This is a genomic window from Salibacterium aidingense DSM 18341, assembly GCF_000429685.1.
In the GTDB taxonomy this organism is placed as follows: Bacteria; Bacillota; Bacilli; order Bacillales; family Marinococcaceae; genus Salibacterium; species Salibacterium aidingense.
This window is the reverse complement of sequence record NZ_AUCI01000017.1, coordinates 43,083-63,197: the sequence shown is the minus strand read 5'-3', so window position 1 is coordinate 63,197 and position 20,115 is coordinate 43,083. Positions and strand designations below refer to the sequence as shown.

Genomic DNA, 20,115 nt, shown 5'->3' with positions numbered 1-20,115 from the left:
CGGCTGCAAAGCTTAATAGGCTTTTCAGTATATATTAATTTATTACTTATTACAGGGGGTAAGAATCATGAAAAAATGGTTGAAAAGTGTTGGTATTTCAGCAGCTGCATTAGTACTGGCGGCGGGGTGTTCCACCGAACAGCCGGGATCAGAAAACGATGGAGAGGACACAGGAACAGATGAAGGGTCAGAAGAAGCAGCAGAAGGGGATGTAACCATTGGGCTGAGTGTTTCCACTTTAAATAATCCATTCTTTGTTACACTGGCTGACGGTGCCGAAGCGGCAGCGGAAGAAGAAGGTGTCAATATTGAAGTGGCCGATGCCCAGGATGGCTCTGCTTCCCAGGTCAGCGACATTGAAGATTTTATTCAACAGGGAGTTGATGTTCTGCTTATAAATCCAGTGGATTCTTCCGCTGTGGCCAGCGCCATTGAAACCGCAAACAGTGAAGATATCCCAGTGATAACTGTCGACCGTAGTGCGGAAGGCGGCGAAGTGGTCAGCCACATTGCATCAGATAACGTGGCCGGGGGAGAAATGGCGGCAGAACACATCGTCGAGGAACTGGGCGGTTCCGGCAATGTGATTGAATTGACTGGCATTCCAGGCTCCTCCGCAGCCAACGAACGCGGGGAAGGGTTCCACAACATTGTAGATGAAGAAGACGGCATAGAAGTAGTGGCGAATCAAACTGCGAATTTCAACCGCTCCGAAGGTTTGACGGTTACTGAAAATATTCTACAGAGTACTGATGAAGTAGATGCGCTGTTTGCCCACAACGATGAAATGGCGCTAGGTGCTGTGGAAGCGCTCGAAGCGGCCGGCATGGAGGATGTGATGGTCGTTGGTTTTGACGCTATCGACGATGCCGTCGGAGCCGTAGAAGAAGGCACGATGGCTGCAACCATCGCCCAGCAGCCTCAGGTAATCGGGGAGGAAGCTGTGAATGCTGCCATCAGCGTGGACAGCGGGGAAGAAATAGAAGATTCGATTCCGGTTGAACTAGAATTAATTACGGAATAAGGAAAAGGGGGCCAAAAAAATAAGGCCCCCTTTTTTGAAGTGCTCGAAGCGGATACGAAAGAACGGAGGTTAAACCGTTCTTTTCCCGTCATTGAACTAAAGTGGACATTGGTTCCGTTATTTCCTGATTGCAGTGTAAAAGAAGCGCCCTGGACCCCGGATAGCGGAATAAATGTCCGAAACAACCGCCACAAGCCAATCATTTCGCCATTTAACGGAATAGATGTCCGAAGGGAGGCATCTGCTTCTATGAACAACTTGCGGATGGTGACGGCAGCCTTGCCGCGTACAGCTTCAAGGCATCTGCCTCTGCTTCTAGGAAGAACCTTTTTTGATTTGTTTTGGTCCTAGTATCATGGCGATTATTCCTGTAATTCCATAGATGGCAAATGTCCATGTGAAATTTAATGAGCCGATCAGCATACCGGCAACGGAGGAACCGAATACCTGCCCCACTGCCAACAGCAAAAACGGTGTTCCGATCCCGAGCGAAGCGTTGGAAATGAACACTCTGATTCCCCACACCATCAACACTCCGGTAATAAAAATATAAGAAGCTCCAAACAAAGCGGCGGAAAGAAAGGCGAGCGGCCATTGATCCGGAAAACAGGCAAGGACTAACGAAGCCGTGCCGATAACAAAACACGCCCATTTGTAAGCAAACGGCAGGCCCATTTTTTCAATAAGAGAACCGGAAAACCCCCCTAAAATTCCAAAGGTCCCAATAAGAATCCAAAAGATCGACTGTTCTCCGCTGGTATATGCATTTGTTGATGATATGAAATCGACGGAAAACGTCCAGAAAGCTGCAGTCGATATTCCCAGCACAATGGAGCAGATAATTAAAGGAACAGCCCCTTCCACTCCACGGAACGAAAATTTACCCTTTTCCAAGCGGACCGGAGGGTTTTTTTCAGGAGGAGGAACAGCTTTTGCGTTCCATATAAGAGCAAAAAGCGCGATGCCGGCATAAATAAAATAGGTTATCCTCCATTCGGAGGCAAGAACAAGAGCCCCGGCTCCTGACAAGGCGAGACCAATACTGGTGCCGGAGTTAATCCAAGTATTTGCTTTTCCCTGCTGGTTTTCCGGCAGCCAAAGCGAAATCGCCGCTCCATAAGGAGGGGAGACAAATCCTGTACTGGCACCGGCAAGTAAAACCCCTGTGCCTAAAAGCCAAACGTTAGGACTGAAAGCCATGACGAATAAACCTAAGCAGGCCGAAGCACCTGCGGCGAGAATCATGCCTCGCGGTCCCTTTTCCGTAGTATAAACGGTTGCAAAAACAATGGCAAAGCAATAAGCGAAATAAAAAAGCGACGAAATGACCCCTGATGTCGAAGGATTCATTCCTAAATCCGTGCTGATATTTGGGAGAAGTAATCCGTAACTGAATCTAGCCAGTCCATAAGCAACAGCAATCATCGTGATACCCGGCGGTACTAATGTAGAAAAACGCATGCTGTGACACCTCCTTTTGTGTATAGAACGATCTTTATAGAAAAAGCCAAAAATTTTTTAGATAGAACGTTTATTATATTTTACACCATTCCTATATTTTTGCACAATCCTATAATTTTACTATTATTAGGATTTATAACTTGTTTTTAAAGAATGATGTGGATTTTTATTTTACGGTTGAGAGCGAAATATAAACATGATAAAAATATAAAGAACGTTCTATTAAACGTTCTATTAACCTGAAAGTAATGGAGACTATATTTTTACGGCCCGTCTTTTATAAATTCACTATAGAAGAAACTAATTTTTCCGATGCTACAGATAAAACGGCCATAATGACAGCAAGTGTGCTTACTCCAAGGTTCGTCCAAATGAATACTTGTCTTTCGGAAGCACCAAGCGTCGTCATTGTACCGGCGCCGACCTGGCTGCTGAACAAAATAGAAGAGGAAAAACATACCCAGGTTGCTCCAAAACACTCGAAGGCTCTTTTTACTCTCGGATTCATCCCCCTGGGCGCTCTACCCTTCTTGCGAAGTTTATTATATAATGTGTAAAAGAATTTGTTAATTTCAGCTCCGAAAAATACATGCCGTTCGCATGATAAAACAAATTGTGCAGGTAAATTCCGAGGAAGAAAGAATCGAAAATGATATATGGGTGAAATTTTCTATCATGGCAACGATGCACCCGGAATATCAAGAGACTAAGAAAGAATTCCGAGAAGTAAACCTTAATTTTGCGAAGAATATATTAAATATGCTTCATCACAATGGGTATTTAGACAATTTTAATATGAAAAACAGCGCGAATTCGTTAATTGTATTCATCCACGGTTTAGTATTTGAATCTGTTATCTATGCTAATTTATATAACGATCAAGTAGTAGAAAACGAAATCAGGGAGTACTTACAAAAAATGTGTAAGTAAAGGAAGCCGGCTGCTCTGTTTTGAATCCTCTTTCCGCTTTTAGAAAAGCGTTTGACTATGAAGCAGTAAATTGGTACTCTCAAAATAAATAGGTTGTTCTATCTAATTAAAGGAGAAGCGGTGCATATGAGTCGATCTGCAAAAAGAGATATATTACTTCAAACAGCGGAGAGGCTGTTCTATGAGCACGGATTTCGCGGCGTCGGATTGAAACAAATCATTAATGAAGCGGATGTAGCCACCATGACTCTTTATAATCACTTTTCTTCCAAAGACAATTTGATTGAAGAAGTACTAAAACAGCGGGAAGAACGATACTGGTCTTATCTGGATTCATATATAGAAATGGATTCGGATTCCCCTTTCATTTTAGCTGTTAAAGCTCATGGTCTTTTTTTAAAAGAACAATCCTACAAAGGCTGCATGTTTTTAAGAGCGATCGAAGATTATGCGGGAACGGATAATGAAATTGAAAATATAGCAAGAGGCCATAAACTCAAACTGCTCCAATATTTTCAGCAGCTGGCTGAGCGGAAGGGTAAAAGCAATGAACGGGATTTAGCCAACCAACTCACCTTGCTTCTTGAAGGAACAACGTCCATGACAACCTTGATCGGGGCGGAGCAAGCAACCGAATATTCCATTTCAATGGCAAAAACGCTGCTTATCCAGCATACATCGTAGGAATGAGCCTTGGATCATAAGAATAAAGAAAAAAAGGGCTGTATCACATGGTACAGCTCCTTTCTATCCCTATTAATACGTTGTCCCTTTGTCTTCTCCTAAAGGCCCTCGATCTGTGCGCAATGGAGAAGGCACCACATCCTGCGGGAGGTTGTGCTCTGAAGCGGAAGCGAAGTACTTTGTTTTGTGACAGCTTTGTCCCAGTCCCATTTTATTCCTAAAAGTATAGGACTCCCCATTGTCTGGCACGTAAACCTGCGAATCGAGACCTTTTTCTTGAATAAAAGTTTTCAATTCATCTCTGGATAACGTCCAGTGGTTGACCTTCCATATGGACGGAAACAATATGGGCCTCCGGAGCTGCTTTGTATCCTTCATAGATGTCATCTTTCCCCATGACGAGAGACCCGCCTTCCAGGAATTGATTATCGCCGCCATTGACAACAATAATTTCCGGCTGACGGGCGTCGATTTCTTTGACAAGATCGTTCCAAACGGTTTCTGTTATATTCATTATATTTGGCGTACTGCTCCTTTATCTTCAAAGCTAAAGGATGAGGCCCCTTTTTTACAATAATGAATGGAAGGCAGCAATCCCCACTGCAGGCCACAATAATCCTGGGGGCGGAACAGCATTGTAAAAAAATCGAAACTAGGATTGAGCCTGCTTCCGGTGTATAATAGGGAAAGGTAAATGTATGTGCTGCGTGCTCTTTGTCCGCACGCAGCATTGTCTTGCGATAACATAAGAAAAGGTTAGGTACTTATACATATGAGGGTTGGAATAATTGGCAATTACGGACACAATAACAACGGAGACGAAGCCATTCTTGCCGGTTTGATTCATCAATTAACGGCGTCCGGTTTCGTAGAAAAAGAAAATATTATCGTCTTCAGCAATGACCCTTCCAATACAAAAGCGAGACACGGAGTGGCATCACATCCGCTGTTATACAAAGAAGGGAATACGGCTAAGTCTGCGCTGAAGACTGTCCGGGAAAGCAGAAAAGTCATGAAACAGCTTGATTTGGTGATCGTCGGCGGCGGCGGACTCTTGATGGATATGTACAAGCGCGACGCGCCACTCTACAGTGTGCTTGGGTTAACGGCCAAAGCGAGCGGCTGCCGGGTAGCGGTTCATGGAGTCGGGGCCGGGCCGATCACGACCAAGATGGGGAGATTTTTTATTAAACGGCTGATCCAGGCGGCGTCCTCTGTCGCTGTCCGTGATGAAAAATCGCGCCGGCTTCTGCGGGAAATTGGTATTTCCAAGGACATTCATGTGATCTATGATCCGGCATTTTCTGTGCCGGCAGGAGTAGCTCACCAGCCGTCCGGCCGCATCAGGAAAGTTGGTGTGACGGCGGTGCCATATTTCAGCAGTCAATACTGGCCGCAGGCGGACCCGGCGAAATACGAAGCCTATCTGAATGGAATGGCCGGTTCTTTAGACGACCTCATAGAGAGAAAAGAGCTGACCATTACCTTTTTCTCGACGAAATATCCAGAGGATGTAGAGGTAACCAAGGATATTGCCGCCCGAATGAATCATCAGCAGCACATCGAGAATCTCGATGAGAACCTGGGGCCGGAGCAGATTGTAGAGACTGCAGCTGCCCAGGATTTAGTGATTGGGACAAGGCTGCATTCGCTGATATTGTCTGTGAACGCCGAAACCCCGATTCTTGGGATTACGTATCATAAAAAAGTAAGAGATTTCATGGAAGAAATAAATAAACCGGAATATGCCGTCGCTGTGGATGACCTTTCCCAGCTGGTGCCGGCGTTTGAGAAAGCGGAATCGGAATGGGAAGAGCTGCAGGTAGAGATAAGCACCCGTTCGAACGATCTGAAAGAAAACGCGGCAGAAGGAATGAATCTGCTTCAACAGAAAGGACAAAACTAGGATGAATGGTGTGAAAGACATGTTTAATCGATATCTGCCAGTAGAGAGAACCAATCATCTGCTGTTAATGGCAACCGTTCTATTGGTAGTGTGGACCTCCTTTGAATTATTGTTTACAAGAATTTGGTCAAACTGGCTGCCCATTGTACCAACACTCTTGGGATACGCAAGTGAAGGACTTTTGCTTGTCATGGCCGCTGTGGTGATCTTTCATCCGGAGCTGGGGCGCAGGCGCCTGCTGCATCGGTTGAAAAACCCATTGAATACAAGCCTGTTCGTATTTTTTGTGTTCGTGTTATTCAGTTTATTTGTGAATAACGTTCCTTTCGCCCAGGGGGTATTCGGGGTCCGTGCTTTATTTCAATTTCTAATTCTCTTTTTTATTCTCCTTGCCATAGATATTCCGGAAAAATGGGTGAAACAGCTGTTTCATATTATTCTGGGGCTTGGGGTGGTGCAGGCCGCAGCCGGGATTTTTGAAATTCTGTTCAAAATCCCTCTCCCTCTAAGAGATGTAGAAGAAAGACGCAGTGTCTCCATAGGAGAAGAAGTCCGAGCGTTTGGTTTTATGGACTCCAGCAACACTCTGGGCGGATACTTAATGGCTGTCATCCTGCTGCTTGCGATTTATTTATTTGTCTACCGGTCGCAGCTCGGCAGAAAACATCTGTTGATCTACAGTCTGATTGGGCTTGTGCTTTTAGCAGGGCTGGGACTTACGTTTTCCCGGCAGGCCTTTCTTGCGATGATTGGATGTTTTGGCTTGGTCGGCCTGATATTCAGAAAAAATAAAGCCTTCCGGATCATGCTATATGCCGCTGTCGGCTTGTTGGTTCTCTTTATCGCAGGGTATGGTTCAGCGCTTCTTTTGTTTGAAGGGTTTGCCCAGCGCAATGCCAATACGTTGGATTTATCGAGTAACTACCGCTACTTGATTGTGTTAAGCGGACTGCTTGTTTTCACGTTCAGTCCGGTGTTTGGAGTAGGCCCCGGCATGTTTGGCAGCAATGCCGCGTTTTTCTTTGATTCTAAGATGCATCAGTTCATGCATGAAGACCTGCCGAGTACCATGAACACAGTAGATAATAATGCGCTATACGTGCTTGTCGAATATGGGGTCATCGGGGTGCTGCTGCTCGGACTCATTTTTGTGGCGATATTAAAAACGATGGCTAAGTTGGCGTCATCCGCTGCTCTAAAGCATCGCTGGCTCGGATTGTTTATCATTACGTTCACCGTGGCCTGGCTGTTAATGGGGACCCTGTCCACTGCCTGGGAAAACCACCAGATTGCACTGTTTTTCTGGTTGTTTCTCGGCATTGCGGTTAATTGGTATAAATACGATAAGACGGAGGAATAAACCATGCGCATTCTCGTTATCAGCAATATGTACCCTTCCGCCCATGCTCCGACCTTTGGGATTTTCGTCAAAAATCAGGTCGAAGCCTTAATGAAAAAAGGCAATCACGTTGAGGTGGCAGCCATCACGAATCCCAAAACAGGGAAAAAAAATGTAGTGAAGAAGTACAGTTCCTGGTTGTGGAGTTCGTTTCGACGCCTGCGTTCCGCCGGGAGTGCTTATGACATCATTCATGCCCACTATGCTTTCCCTTCCGGCATGCTGGCCCGTGCCTTTTACAAACGCTTCGGAACACCTTACATCGTAACGTGTCACGGCGGGGATTTGAACAAAATGGCAAAAAAGGGCCGCTTCTTTCAAAAACAAACGGAACAAATTCTGCAGGACGCCGCCCACGTCATTGTTGTCGGCCAGGATTTAAAGCAGCAGGTTCTGGACGATTACCATGTACCGGAAGAGAAGGTTTCGATGTTCAGCATGGGGGTGGACCGGCGTGTGTTTTACCCCAGGCCGCAGGCTGAAATTCAGGAAACACTAAAACTCTCCCCTTATGAAAAACATATTCTGTTTGTTGGCAATATTATTGAAGAAAAAGGAATAGCTGATCTGGTAGAAGCCTTTCCCAAGGTGAAAAATGAGATGCCGAATGCACGCCTTCATGTGGTAGGACCGGCGAAACAGGAAGATTACCTGCAGCGTTTACAGGAACGTATCCATGAACTTCATATCGCAGAAGCTGTCACTTTCCATGGGCCGAAATCCCAATCCGACGTCGCGGAATGGATGAGTGCGGCCGACGTTTTTGTCCTGCCTTCCCACCTGGAAGGGTTTGGACTTGTTGCGGTGGAAGCGATGGCGTGCGGCACGCCGGTTGTCGGAACAGAGACAGGCGGTCTGGTCCAGGTGCTCGGCGGAGGCGCCGGGGTATTATCTCCGCCGGGTCATCCTGTTTCACTGGCGGAACACATCCTTTATGTTCTGGAAAATAAACAGGAGCGCAAGCACATGATAGAAAAAGGGTACGAGCAGGCAGAGGCCAATGATGCAGAAAACGTGACGGAACACGTTCTTGCCATATACAATGAAGCACAGCAAAGGATAGAAGAATCATGAAACCAAAACAAAAAAAAGTAATGTTTATTTCTTCTGTGGGAGGGCACTTAACCCAATTGATGCAGCTGAAACCGCTGTTTGAGGAGTATGAGTATTACCTCGTAACGGAAAAAACAGAAGTGACAAAGGAGATGAAAAACGAGCACCCGATGTCTTTTCTCATGTATGGGGCCCGTAATTATCCGGTCAGCTATTTGTTTAAGTTTTCCTTTAACTGTTTGAAATCACTGGGGATATTTTTCAAGCAAAGACCCGATGTTGTCGTGACAACAGGCGTTCATACCGCGGTGCCGATGTGCTACATTGCGAAACTTTTCCGCAAAAAAGTCGTCTTTATTGAAAGCTTCGCCAAAACCTCGTCCCCGACGTTATCAGGAAGACTTGTGTATCCGATAGCAGATCTTTTCATCGTTCAGTGGGAAACGATGCTGGCACACTATCCCAAAGCAGTACACGGGGGGTCGATCTATTGATTTTTATTGTGCTTGGAACCCATGAACTTCCCTTTACCCGGCTGCTCGACGAAACCCAGCGGCTGCTTGAGGACGGGATGATCACCGAGAAGGTCATCGTCCAGTCCGGCCATACTGCTTTTACGAGTGACGATATGACGATTACACCGTTCCTTCCGTTTGAGGAGATGGAGCAAACGTTTGAGGAGGCGAGAGTGATTGTGTCGCACGGCGGCACCGGTTCGATTATTACCGGGGTCAAAAAAGGGAAGCCTGTTATTGCCGTCCCGCGCCTGAAGGAATACGGGGAGCATAATGATAACCATCAGACCGAAATTGTCGAACAGTTTCAATCAACCGGCCATATTATCGGCATCGAAACCCCCGCGGAGCTGTCCGAAGCGTTAAAACAGGCAGAAACGTTTGAGCCGGCCCCGTTTGTGAGCGGAAGAGACCAGATTTTGGACATGCTGAGGGATTATATCAACCGCGTATAACCGCTCCTCCGAAAGGAACGTGTATGACATGAAGGGCAAAAGGTTAATCCAGGCGATCGGCGCTGTGGCAGTTATCAATTTACTTTCACGTTTTCTCGGGATTTTCCGTGAAATTGTGATCGGCTATCAATTTGGAACAAATGATGCTGCCGATAGTGTCATCACAGCCTATACGCTCCCGAATTTTTTCTATGTGGTGGTGGGAGGAGCCATTACAACCGCCTTTATTTCCGTATACACGAAAATCGATGGACCGCTCGGGCAGCGGGAATATCTGGAGCGTGTATTCGCCTGGCTTGCTGTCGGACTGATCGTATTTAGTGCGGGGCTCGTCTTATTTTCAGAACAGATCATCGGGCTGCTTTTTTCCGGCTTGTCTGAAGAGAATTTCCGCCTGACAGCGGATTTATTCCGGGTGATGGCCCCGGCCACTTTCTTTTTAATGATATCGATGTGGCTCACCGGCATTATGAATGTCAATGACCGATTTGCGTGGGCTGCTACCGCTACCCTGCTCTTGAATGGATCTTTTCTTGCGATTGCCGTTCTCTTTTTCCCCTGGCTCGGCGCCTATGCTCATGCCTGGGGAGCGGTAATCAGTGCCATGCTGATGTGTATCTTTCTCGTTTACTTAATCCGCCGGGAGAAATTCTTTCATTTTGGTTTTCGGTTCAAGCGGAGTCCCGAAACCTGGCGGACATTTAAACTGGCGGTCCCGATTCTGCTCGGCGGGGCAACCCTGCAGCTCTATTTTTTGATACACCGGGTGTTTGCCTCTTATCTGGAGGAAGGGTACATTTCGGCTTTAAATTATATGTCAAAAATAGTACAGTTGCCGCAGAGTGTATTAATGATGGCGGTAACGACCGTTGTTTACCCAATGCTGTCCAGAAAGGTGGCAGCCGGGGAAAAAGAAGGGATCAGCGGTCTGTATGGAAAAGGACTGCGCTGGATGGGCATTGCGATTCTGCCGGTAACGGTATTTGTCGTATTTTTTGCCGAAGACATTATTCGTGTTATTTTCCAGTATGGCAGCTTTACGGATCAATCGACCGCCATGACGGCCCCGTTATTGAAAATCCTCGTGATCGGCATGTTTTTTCATGCGGCAAATCTGTATGTGACCCGGTTTTTCTATGCTTATGAGCATTCGATTTATCCAGTGGCGGTCAGTCTGCTGTCGGTTCTTGGCATAAATGTTGGTGTTACGCTGTTATTGATCGAACCATTCGGAGCCGAGGGCGTAGCGTGGGGCACGTCGGTTGCGTCGATATGCAACTTTGGTCTGCTCCTTTTCGGTACGCAATATGTGTTAAAATTGCATAAGGTATCGGATGTCAAATGGAGAGAAAATTTAGGGAAACTTGCCGCACTGCTTGCTCTGATGGGAGGTTCGCTTTACGGAGTGAAGCAGCTGCTGTCTGCAGGCGGTCCTTACATAACACTGATCCTTGGAGGAATCGCGGCAGCCGTTCTGCTTTTATTGTTCATGAGACTGCTGCGGTTCAGGGAAATAGATGACTTGATGAATTATGTGAAAGAGAAGGTTGTGAAAAGAAGATGAATTTAGCCGTTATTGGGACAGGGTATGTCGGTCTCGTATCCGGTACCTGTTTTGCCGAACTCGGCAACCGGGTGATCTGCGTCGACAATATGACGGAAAAAGTCGAGCGATTAAACCGTAATGAGATTCCAATTTATGAACCGGGCCTGGAAGAGCTGGTCCGAAAAAATAAAGAAGAAGGACTGCTTTCATTTACGACTGATATTGGCGGGGCTGTTCGTCACTCCGACATTATTTTAATTGCGGTCGGCACGCCGGAAACGGAAACAGGGGCAGCCGACTTGTCCTATGTTTATGGCGTCGCCGAGGAAATCGGCGGGACGCTGGACGATTCTTATAAAGTGATTGTTAATAAATCAACCGTCCCGGTAGGAACAGCGGAAGCAGTCGAGCGTATTATTCAAAAACGCCAGCCTGCCGCAGCTATTGATGTTTGTTCCGTCCCGGAATTTCTGCGCGAAGGCTCTGCGGTCAAAGATACGTTTCACCCGGACCGCGTCGTGATCGGAGCTGCCTCCGATCGGGCAGCCGCCCTGCTGAACGACCTGCACCGCCCGCTTACAGAACAAATTGTCGTGACCGACCCGCGCAGTTCGGAAATGATAAAATACGCCTCCAACGCTTTTTTAGCGACAAAAATTTCGTTCATCAATGAAATAGCAAATATATGTGATATCTATGAAGCCGATGTCAATGCCGTAGCCAGAGGAATGGGCCTGGATCACCGGATCGGACCGAAATTCCTAAATGCCGGCATCGGCTACGGCGGTTCCTGTTTTCCAAAAGACGTCAAGGCTCTGAAATATTTAGCGGAGGAAAAAGAGTATCATCCGTCACTGCTGCAGGCGGTCAATGACGTGAACGAACAGCAGAACCGGCGGATGATTGAGCACCTTGTCCGGATTTTCGACGGTGATATCAGCGGCTTAAGAATCGCTATCCTGGGACTGGCGTTCAAACCTAACACCGATGACATCAGAGAAGCCCCGGCGCTGAAAATCATTCAGGAACTAGAGGAACAGGGGGCAAAAATTCAGGCGTTTGATCCAGTAGCGGCAGAGAATGCAAAACAAATCATCAATGCCGATATATCCTATGCCGAGACGGCTCTGGACGCCCTGAAAGATGCCGATGCCGCCTTTTTAGTGACTGAATGGGCCGAATGCAAAGCACTCACGCCCACCCAGTTTAAAGAGCAGCTAAACCGGCCGGTCGTTATCGATGGAAGAAACGCCCTCGATGCCAAAGCCCTGAAAGCCGAAGGAATTATCTATCACGGGATTGGAAGGAAATAATGTTTTTGAAGGGAGATGGAGACGTAATGGGGAAGCAATGGAAGTATGTCGTACTTAGCGGAAGTATTCTCGGAGCACTGGTACTGGCCGGCTGTTCAAGCAGCGGAGCCGAAGCTGATCAATCGGAAGAAGCAGCCAGCGTCGACTGGACGGAGGACCAGGTGGCGGAGACTGAAGAAAGTGTCAACGAAACCGAGGGGCGCATGGAGGAACTCGAAAGTGATATCCGTGCCCTCGGTGCCGGAGAACCAAGCATCCCGGAAGACCCAATTTATCCGGACGTTGCTGCCGACTATTTTGCTTTTGAAGAAATACAATACTTATCGAATCAAGATGTCATCAGCGGCTATCCAAGCGGCAATTTTGAACCGGGTGACACCATCACCCGGGCTCAGACCGCAAAAATGCTGACCTCCGCGCTGGACCTGGAAGCACCGGACGATTACGACATTCAGGTGAACGATGTCAGCCCAGACCATCATGCCTATGAGGAGCTCGCCGCCCTCGAATATCATGGCATTATGACCGGGAACAATGGCGAAATGATGGCCGGGGAAGGACTGAAGCGCTCCCAGATGGCAGCCCTGCTCGTCGAAGCCTACGAGCTCCCGGACGCCGAAACCACCCACAGCTTCACCGACATCGGCGAAGACTACCCGAACTTTGAAGAAATCAACATCATCGCTGATCAGGAAATCACCTCCGAAGCCGGTGACGCCTTCCGTCCGAACGAAACCACCACCCGTGCCCAGTTTGCCCTGTTTATGTCACGTACCATGGACGCTTATTTTATCGAAAAAGAAGAATAGAGTCTCTCCGGCGGCTGGCACCGCCGGTTTTTTTGTAATAAGGGACAATTCAGCCGGGATAAGGAGTAAAATGGATGGGACGAGGAAGAACCGTGCTGAGACAAGGAAGAACGAAGCTGAGGTAATGAAAAAAACGAAGGTGGTAAGGAGTAAACACCGCCATTCAAGGAAAAAATTTTTTGTCGAAGCCGGATCTTCAAGAGTTTTTAATTTTTATCCTTGAATAGGGGTTTCTGGTTTCTGGGGTCCCGGCTTCAAGGCTTTCCGTTGAGCAGCATCCCCCTGGCCATCAGGCAAAGCCGTTAGTTATCATTCGATTTCTTTTTGGCCACCATGGTCCATAAGCCTAGCAGGAAGTAGAAAAGGAGGGTTAACATAATAATCCAAAAATAAGGTTCATTAGTTGGACCAGAGAGATCTACAAAGGAACCGACGCAAAAAATAATAATAGGGAAGGCAGCCATGACGGGGCCCAATAAAGCATTATCCGTATCCCCAGTAATCAATTCGAGTAATGAAGTGATAATAAACATAAATAAAAGTAGAGAACCTACCCACTTGTCGCCATTTGTTAAACCGCTGGCCTCAAAGAGTAAAAAATATAATATACCCAGGGACGCCCCTGTGTGTAGTATACTGAAGAGTCGGTTCTCCACAGACTTCATATCAATACCCCCTCTCACCCATGGTGAATATTAGGTTAGATAGACACATCGAATATCCTTTTGTGCTCGGAGCAGCTGTTTAAAGCGGCGGATATCTTCTTCGGAATGGTAAAAATGCTTCGGGAGCACCATTGTTTTTTGGTTCGTAAGATATAGTTGGAAAAGCTCCGGCTGTTCATAAATACGACGCATCTGTCTCCATTTAACAAAATCGTCATGGTGCTCCTGCCGTTGCTGCACACCTGCAGGGGAAAAGGTGAAGGTAACCTCCTCTTCAGTAAACGACTCTTTCTGAAGTTTTTTGGTGATGCTGCGTTTGATGATATGTTTACCGAGGATCCTGACTACACCGGCACTAAGCAAGGCCGACAAGACAGACAGCCCAAAGCCCTGCTCCATTCCGTCTGAGAATAAGAGAAACAAAAGGACAAACATAAATAGAAAACTAGTGTTGAAGAAATTTCTTCTATGATACATGTGATGGGCGACGACATCTTCCAAAGTGAAACGCCCTTGTATAGAAAACTCATTAGTCTCCATTCTGTATTCCTTCCTTTCTCCTCTAAAACGATTCATATTTTAACAGAAAATAACATTTCTTTCATTAAATTTCTTTCAAAACTGCTGGGGGAGGATAAAATCCCCGAAGACGAGGAGTAAATTCGCTGGGACAAGGAGAAAACAAGCTTAGACGATAAAAAAAATGGCTGAGATAAGGAGAAACGGGCTGTTTGTAATGAGTAAATGCCAGGTGGTAAGGAGAAAATTTCGGCTTATGATTACGAACCCGGCGGATTATGGACCGGAGATCGTAATGGTTCCGGAGGAGAGGTCCAGCCGCTGTTGTAAGGTTTCATCGATATGTAGTTCAACAGGCTGGGAAGGACAATCTTCCTCTTTAAAACGATAAATGACGCTGTTGATCGTCCCTCCGGCAGGGGCGCTTTTTTCAAAGGAATCCGAGGTTACTTGAATGCCTTCATGGAAATTCTCCAGTTTCCCCTGACGGTGCACCTGATTCGGAAGCGGGGAATATTCGCGCTGGGTTTCGACTAGTCTTACTTCCAAGGTGTCTTCATCTACAGCGATACGGGGGTCATTTTCAAATTCTTCGAGCGGCTGCTCATTGATAGCTGATAATTCCATTGAGCTTCTGCCAGCTGCTGAAGCTGTTTTTCGTTCAAAATATTGACGACCTTTTCTGCTGTTTTTTCATAATCGGTAACCTTTTGTTCCATTCGTTCTATTTCATTCTGTAACGAATTAATCGTTTCCTCCTGCTCGGAGATCTTATCTGCCCTTGTCGTGTCTGGCGATTCTGTCTCTGGGCTGCATCCGGTCAACAGGATCGCGAGCCCAATGAAAGCAATCAAGTTTTTCACTGCTTCTCTCCCTTTCTTTCCTTCAATTCCTTTATATTCCATGATAAAATGATACCCTTCAAGAAACAATCCAATGTTGCATATAACAAAAAAAGAAAGAAGGGAAATAATGTCAGCGAAGGATACGGTCACCCTGATTATTGCAGTCATTTTCTTTATTTTAACGGTCCCTTTATTTCTAAAAATGGTGGAGAATAAAAAAGGAAAAATACTTATGGCGGCGGTATTAGTTTTCCTTTTTCTCTCCGTGGCCGCTGGTTATTCTTTTTATAAAGATAAAATGGCGCTGCAGGCTTCAGTGGGAACGGACAATCTGATTAAAGTACGTCAAACAATCGCCTTGTTGGATAAAGATACAGTGAAGGAGGCTGCGGCGGCAGATGATATGGAAGCCGGCCGTTATATGAAAGAGCTGGAACAGCATCGTTCTTTTTTTATGAATACGAGCAATGGAGCCCGTTTGGGTCAGATGCTACATGCCATTCATAGAGAATATAAGCGTTTGGAAGAAGCGGAAGGTGCAGGGGAAAAGCGTGATCGTCAGGAAGCCGCATTAGAACAGGCAGCGGAAGCACGGGAAAGCTTAACGAGACTTGAAGAAGAGCTGGGGGAAGAAAAGCAGCAATGGTATAAAGCGTTTTATGATCCAAGCTCAGACGCGTCCTATTTGAATGAATAAATGTTGCAAGCGAGAAGAAATAGCATGTAGTAATAATAAATTCCACAAGCGAGGCTGAAAACCATCTCCTCAAGAAATAATAAAAATATCAATATCGAAATCAAAATAGGTTTTTTTCATACAATAGGTAGGGGGTGAAAAAATGCCGAGAATAAAATTTACAAATTCGGACGTTAACTTAATGGCGAGGCTGATGAGAGCGGAAGCCGTAGGAGAAGGACAGCTGGGAATGTCGTTTGTCGGAAATGTAGTGGTTAATCGTGGTGTAGCGGACTGTTTAGATTTCACGGATGTAAGGACCATATCAGAAGTCATTTATCAAGTACAAGGAGGAAATTATACATTTGAAGCTCTCCAAAAAGGTAGTTTATTTTATCAAAGAGCGAGAAATGTTGAGAAAAGATTAGCAAGAAAAACGTTGAATTATTGGAGGCAGCATCCGGCGAAATATTCTCTCTGGTATTTCAATCCATCTGGCCCATGTCCTTCCACGTGGTTCGGCCAACCTTTTGCTGGTCAATACAAAAATCATTGTTATTATGAACCAGAAGCTGGAACCTGTCCGAGTGTGTATTGAGTTTATATTTTAACTAGGAAAACACGCGAAGAGCGCATTTCCTCAGCAGGGATTTGCGCTCCTTAAATTTGGACGCATCCGGTATGTAATCCGACAGTGCCTGCTGCATCGTCTGGATGCTTTCATTCTATGCTCAAAGCCAGCCTCACAGCCCCTCTCCAAACATGCTGCAATCACTTAACTGTATTTTATAACTTGATTTTTCAACTTTATTGTATAGGAGTGGTTTTGTGGATAAAAGAATAGAAGAGTTGATAGAGTATGCGAAAACGAGCCTTGGCTTAAATCATTACAGTCTACTTACCTTTCAAATCTGCCGGTCGGTCAATGCTTTTAACGAAACGATATACGAATTAAGGATGGAATGGCTTCCACCTCATGTGAAGGAGCGGGAAGAAGACGGACTTAACCCGGAGGGAACGGCTGTCGTTGATATCAACATACATACTCATCAATTTCAAAATGTTATTTTTGTAGGAGGTACGTCCTTTGCGGATGGAAGCAGGTTTGGAGATGCAGATAAGCAGGACATTATCAACTGGGTGGAAAAAGAAACAGGATTGGAATATAAAAAGCAGTTCCAGCTTGGCAAAGAAGAAAAACACAAGTACCAGTTCGAGGAATGTATTGACGGAATAAATGTTTCTCCTTCCGGATCGATAGAAATCCACTTTGATGAGAATGGAAAACTTACTTTATTTTCAATGGACGGCCACTTTCCCTCGGAGGATAAGGTACAGAAGGAAACGTTTTCGTTAAAATGGGAGGAAGTCGAACCGTTTGCTAAACAGCAGGTGAAGCTCATGGCGTTTCCTTCCTCGGAGCAGGAGAAACTCATCCCTGTGTATGGGATAGAGGAAGTCTATGTGACGAACGATGGTCCATCCACCATCCCTTTTGAGTTTTTTGGGGAAAGAAGATCTTATTTACAGGTGAACCAATTATTGGGATGGCAGACACCGGCAGAGGAAGCCTTTGAAGGCAGCTCCATTGATTTACAGGAAGAAGTAACGGCTGAACAGGCCTTCTTCCATGAACCACATCCTGCTACTTTTCCAATTACTGCTGACGAGCAAAAACGAGCCATTCATGCTGTTACTACCCTGATGCGCCAGGAATTCCCACAGGATAGTGGAACATGGGTGCTCAAGACCCTGCATCGTGATCAGGGATACATTCTTGCCACGGTGAAACCTGCCACACCAGACCAACGGATTTTGGAGCGAAAGGTGAAAGTCATCCTCGACGCAGAAAGCCTGCATACCGTAAATTATATCGATAATAATTTCTTTCTAGACATGTATAAGGATTACGAAGGACCTGAAAAAATTACGATTAGTAAAGGGGAAGCCTACGAGAAAATGAAGCAGGAAGTAACAATAACCCCGGTATATGTGTATGATTTTGAGACAGGCCAGTATATATTATGTGGAAAAATCGACTGTGCTCACGGTATACACGCCGCAAACGGCAGGGTCTTCTTATTGGATAACTTGTAGGGACTCCTCATTGTCACCGCGAAGCAGGACAGGACTCACATTTTTTGAGGAGTAATAAGGAATCAGGCCGGGGCGATAAGTAAATAAGGCGGGATGAGGAGAAAACAAGCTGAGTCGATGAGTAAATCGGCTGAGATAAGGAAAAATGCGTTGTTGTAATCAGAAAGTGTTCGGTGATAAGGAGAAAAATTCTGTTTATGATTACCCGAAAAAACGGTTCTGTCCTTTTGATTTCTTTATTTGAACGAATTAAAGCGCAAAAAAAAAGAAGAGTTTTCCACCCCTTGCTGGTACACTAAATGCTATAAAAAAAGGGGGGGCACTCATGAACAATAAAACTATTGGGTTGTGTCAAGGAATAGCATTATACATTGCAGCTATTTTAGGGTCAGGTGTTCTTTTTTTATCGGGGGTAACTGCCTCAATAGCGGGCCCAGCATCTATTGTATCCTGGCTTATTGTTATTTTAATTAGCTTTCCGCTTGCTTATTCCTTTACTAGTTTGGCACGGCAATATCCTAATGCTGGTGGAGCAGCAACCTTTGTTAGACAATCTTTTGGATATCATCTTGGTAATATCGTTGGGTGGTTTTACTTTGTAACAGCGGCAGTTGGTCAAACAATTGTGTCCTTAACCGGTGCTTTTTACATCAGTCAGGCATTTGGATTTTCGCATGTTGAAACAACTTTAATTGCTGTCTTTATTTTGGTCATTGCGGGTGTTTCCAATTATTACGGCGTAAATGTCAGTGGTAAAGTTGCGTTGATTTTAAGTTCTTTATTACTGATTCTATTAATAATAGTAGTATTTATGGCGTTTCCAATAATACAATGGGCGAATTTTGTTCCTTTTGTCCCAAATGGATGGTTTTCTGTCGGCAGTGCTATGACGGTTATCTTTTGGTCTTTTTTTGGCTGGGAGGCGATTTGTAGTCTGGCAGAGCACTTTAAAAGGCCTGAAAAAGATATTGTCAAAGGAGCTGTTATTAGTGCCGTTGTCATTGGTTTCTTATTTTTTGCGTTAAGTCTTGTTACTATAGGAACGGCCACGTATGGCAGTCAGGAAAGCAATCTGTCTCCTATTGGTGTTATTATGGGAGATACAGCAGGCATAGGTGCCAAAGTCGTCACGGCTGTTTTAGCGCTGATTATTTGTACAGGGACAGTGAACGCTTTTGTAGCCAGTCTAACGCAATTAGGATATTCACTAAGCAGGGATGGTGCTTTTCCAAAAATTTTTTCAATGCTGCATGAAACTACTCAAGTTCCAAGACAAATGGTGTGGTTTGTTATCTGTTTTTCAACAGCAGGTGTTTTAATGACGAAGACTCTGTCTCTGACATTTGATGATATTTTGTTTATACCCACTTCTCTTGGAATCCTGGTTTATGTTCTTTCAATGGCAGCAGGCGTTAAATTATTTAGGAAGAACACATCGGCATGGTGGGCGTCTTCCATCTCTTTCATTTTATGTTTGCTTGTGATTCCCTTTTTTCAATTTTATATATTCGTCCCGTTAATTGTTGTGGCTATATATATCATTTATATGATGATGAATAAAAAGATTTTTGGCCTGTAAAGGGAGGTTAAATCTAATGAAGGATCCAAATAACCTTTCCAAAGATACCATGTGGAAAGCAACAGTAACATGTGATTCAGCATATGACCGGATATTCTTTTATGCAGTGAAGACAACTGGAATCTTCTGTCGGCCTTCTTGCAAGTCTAAGGTTCCGAATTGTGAAAATGTATCCTTTTTTTCAAATATAAACGAAGTTCAAAGGGCAGGCTATCGACCATGCAAAAGATGCCGGCCGGATTTAAATATAAAAATTTATGATCCATTCGAATCTGTTTTGGAAGACACTATGCGATTGATAAAAAATAATTATGTTCACAACATGTCTTTACATGAAATGGCATCAAGGGTAGGAGTTAGTCGTTTTCATTTAAATCGTATCTTCAAAGAAAGAACAGGATATACTCCCCGAATCTATTTAGAAAAAATCAGGGTAAAGAAAGCGAAGGAACTTCTTTTAACGACGGATCTTAATTGTATGGAGATTGGTTATCAAACAGGTTATCAAAGCATCTCTAGCTTTTATCATGCATTTAAACGAAATACAGGACTTTCACCGGGCCGCTTCCGTACTTATCATTCTGAAAATACCGTAAACCAAGGAAATCGAGGAGGGGAATGACGTCTTTGATGATGCAT

General features: G+C 45.2%; 22 protein-coding genes and 1 pseudogene. 16 read left to right on the top strand and 7 right to left on the bottom strand.

Features of this window, described 5'->3' with window-relative positions; all coding sequences use genetic code 11:
* Positions 1-67 precede the first annotated feature (67 nt).
* Complete coding sequence (locus G475_RS0115990; RefSeq protein WP_026702140.1) at positions 68-1,024, top strand: D-ribose ABC transporter substrate-binding protein; 957 nt, start codon at positions 68-70, stop codon at positions 1,022-1,024.
* Between the two features lie 315 nt (positions 1,025-1,339).
* Here G475_RS0115990 and G475_RS25350 read toward each other — a convergent pair whose 3' ends face one another.
* Together G475_RS25350 and G475_RS0115980 are read right to left on the bottom strand one after the other, a co-directional pair.
* On the bottom strand, positions 1,340-2,485 hold the full coding sequence (locus G475_RS25350) for an MFS transporter (RefSeq protein ID WP_035711487.1): 1,146 nt from the start codon (positions 2,483-2,485) through the stop codon (positions 1,340-1,342).
* A 277-nt stretch (positions 2,486-2,762) separates the two neighbouring features.
* A complete protein-coding gene (locus tag G475_RS0115980; protein WP_026702139.1) occupies positions 2,763-2,993 on the bottom strand; it encodes a hypothetical protein in 231 nt (76 codons plus the stop codon).
* A gap of 92 nt (positions 2,994-3,085) precedes the next feature.
* On the opposite strand from G475_RS0115980, the gene G475_RS0115975 reads away from it, so the two are divergent.
* Together G475_RS0115975 and G475_RS0115970 are read left to right on the top strand one after the other, a co-directional pair.
* Entirely contained in the window at positions 3,086-3,415 is a 330-nt protein-coding gene (locus tag G475_RS0115975; protein WP_026702138.1) for a hypothetical protein, read from the top strand.
* A gap of 126 nt (positions 3,416-3,541) precedes the next feature.
* Positions 3,542-4,099, top strand: coding sequence for a TetR/AcrR family transcriptional regulator (locus G475_RS0115970; RefSeq protein ID WP_026702137.1), 558 nt, complete (start codon positions 3,542-3,544; stop codon positions 4,097-4,099).
* Between the two features lie 219 nt (positions 4,100-4,318).
* Here G475_RS0115970 and G475_RS25345 read toward each other — a convergent pair.
* Positions 4,319-4,601: pseudogene (locus tag G475_RS25345) on the bottom strand (MBL fold metallo-hydrolase); the annotation flags it as partial.
* 270 nt (positions 4,602-4,871) lie between these two features.
* On the opposite strand from G475_RS25345, the gene G475_RS0115960 reads away from it, so the two are divergent.
* The 8 genes from G475_RS0115960 to G475_RS0115925 are packed head-to-tail and all read left to right on the top strand — an operon-like array spanning position 4,872 to position 13,095.
* The gene (locus G475_RS0115960; RefSeq protein WP_026702135.1) at positions 4,872-6,005 is read left to right on the top strand and encodes a polysaccharide pyruvyl transferase family protein; all 1,134 of its coding nucleotides are present in this window, start codon (positions 4,872-4,874) and stop codon (positions 6,003-6,005) included.
* Positions 6,006-6,024: 19 nt separating this feature from the next.
* A complete protein-coding gene (locus G475_RS0115955; protein WP_233275798.1) occupies positions 6,025-7,365 on the top strand; it encodes an O-antigen ligase family protein in 1,341 nt (446 codons plus the stop codon).
* 3 nt (positions 7,366-7,368) lie between these two features.
* On the top strand, positions 7,369-8,478 hold the full coding sequence (locus G475_RS0115950; protein ID WP_026702133.1) for a glycosyltransferase: 1,110 nt from the start codon (positions 7,369-7,371) through the stop codon (positions 8,476-8,478).
* Positions 8,475-8,951, top strand: coding sequence for a PssD/Cps14F family polysaccharide biosynthesis glycosyltransferase (pssD, locus tag G475_RS0115945; protein WP_026702132.1), 477 nt, complete (start codon positions 8,475-8,477; stop codon positions 8,949-8,951). Before G475_RS0115950 ends, pssD begins: the two co-directional genes overlap by 4 nt.
* Positions 8,948-9,427 carry a PssE/Cps14G family polysaccharide biosynthesis glycosyltransferase gene (gene pssE, locus G475_RS0115940; protein ID WP_026702131.1) on the top strand — a complete coding sequence of 160 codons (480 nt, stop codon included), beginning with the start codon at positions 8,948-8,950 and terminating at the stop codon, positions 9,425-9,427. Before pssD ends, pssE begins: the two co-directional genes overlap by 4 nt.
* A 28-nt stretch (positions 9,428-9,455) precedes the next feature.
* A complete protein-coding gene (murJ, locus tag G475_RS0115935; protein WP_026702130.1) occupies positions 9,456-10,991 on the top strand; it encodes a murein biosynthesis integral membrane protein MurJ in 1,536 nt (511 codons plus the stop codon).
* Positions 10,988-12,286: a UDP-glucose dehydrogenase family protein gene (locus G475_RS0115930; protein WP_026702129.1), complete on the top strand. Its 1,299-nt coding sequence runs from the start codon at positions 10,988-10,990 to the stop codon at positions 12,284-12,286. The genes murJ and G475_RS0115930 overlap by 4 nt, the downstream gene beginning before the upstream one ends.
* Positions 12,287-12,312: 26 nt before the next feature.
* Positions 12,313-13,095 (top strand): S-layer homology domain-containing protein, encoded by a 783-nt coding sequence (locus tag G475_RS0115925; protein ID WP_169728531.1) that lies wholly within the window; start codon positions 12,313-12,315, stop codon positions 13,093-13,095.
* A gap of 302 nt (positions 13,096-13,397) precedes the next feature.
* Here G475_RS0115925 and G475_RS0115915 read toward each other — a convergent pair whose 3' ends face one another.
* The 4 genes from G475_RS0115915 to G475_RS0115900 all read right to left on the bottom strand — a co-directional run bounded on the left by G475_RS0115915 (position 13,398) and on the right by G475_RS0115900 (position 15,184).
* On the bottom strand, positions 13,398-13,760 hold the full coding sequence (locus tag G475_RS0115915; protein ID WP_026702127.1) for a hypothetical protein: 363 nt from the start codon (positions 13,758-13,760) through the stop codon (positions 13,398-13,400).
* Positions 13,761-13,790: 30 nt separating this feature from the next.
* A complete protein-coding gene (locus G475_RS0115910) occupies positions 13,791-14,300 on the bottom strand; it encodes a YcxB family protein (protein WP_026702126.1) in 510 nt (169 codons plus the stop codon).
* Between the two features lie 255 nt (positions 14,301-14,555).
* Complete coding sequence (locus G475_RS0115905; protein ID WP_156911749.1) at positions 14,556-14,906, bottom strand: hypothetical protein; 351 nt, start codon at positions 14,904-14,906, stop codon at positions 14,556-14,558.
* Entirely contained in the window at positions 14,840-15,184 is a 345-nt protein-coding gene (locus G475_RS0115900) for a hypothetical protein (protein WP_156911747.1), read from the bottom strand. The genes G475_RS0115905 and G475_RS0115900 overlap by 67 nt, the downstream gene beginning before the upstream one ends.
* A 67-nt stretch (positions 15,185-15,251) precedes the next feature.
* Here G475_RS0115900 and G475_RS0115895 point away from each other — a divergent pair, with 67 nt between their 5' ends.
* From G475_RS0115895 to G475_RS0115870, 5 genes are all read left to right on the top strand, one after another.
* On the top strand, positions 15,252-15,821 hold the full coding sequence (locus G475_RS0115895) for a hypothetical protein (RefSeq protein WP_026702123.1): 570 nt from the start codon (positions 15,252-15,254) through the stop codon (positions 15,819-15,821).
* A 142-nt stretch (positions 15,822-15,963) separates the two neighbouring features.
* On the top strand, positions 15,964-16,398 hold the full coding sequence (locus tag G475_RS0115890) for a cell wall hydrolase (RefSeq protein WP_026702122.1): 435 nt from the start codon (positions 15,964-15,966) through the stop codon (positions 16,396-16,398).
* A 230-nt stretch (positions 16,399-16,628) separates the two neighbouring features.
* The gene (locus G475_RS0115885; RefSeq protein WP_026702121.1) at positions 16,629-17,897 is read left to right on the top strand and encodes a hypothetical protein; all 1,269 of its coding nucleotides are present in this window, start codon (positions 16,629-16,631) and stop codon (positions 17,895-17,897) included.
* 325 nt (positions 17,898-18,222) lie between these two features.
* Positions 18,223-19,476: an APC family permease gene (locus G475_RS0115875; RefSeq protein ID WP_026702120.1), complete on the top strand. Its 1,254-nt coding sequence runs from the start codon at positions 18,223-18,225 to the stop codon at positions 19,474-19,476.
* Between the two features lie 16 nt (positions 19,477-19,492).
* The gene (locus G475_RS0115870; protein WP_026702119.1) at positions 19,493-20,098 is read left to right on the top strand and encodes a bifunctional transcriptional activator/DNA repair enzyme AdaA; all 606 of its coding nucleotides are present in this window, start codon (positions 19,493-19,495) and stop codon (positions 20,096-20,098) included.
* The last annotated feature ends 17 nt before the right edge of the window (positions 20,099-20,115 follow it).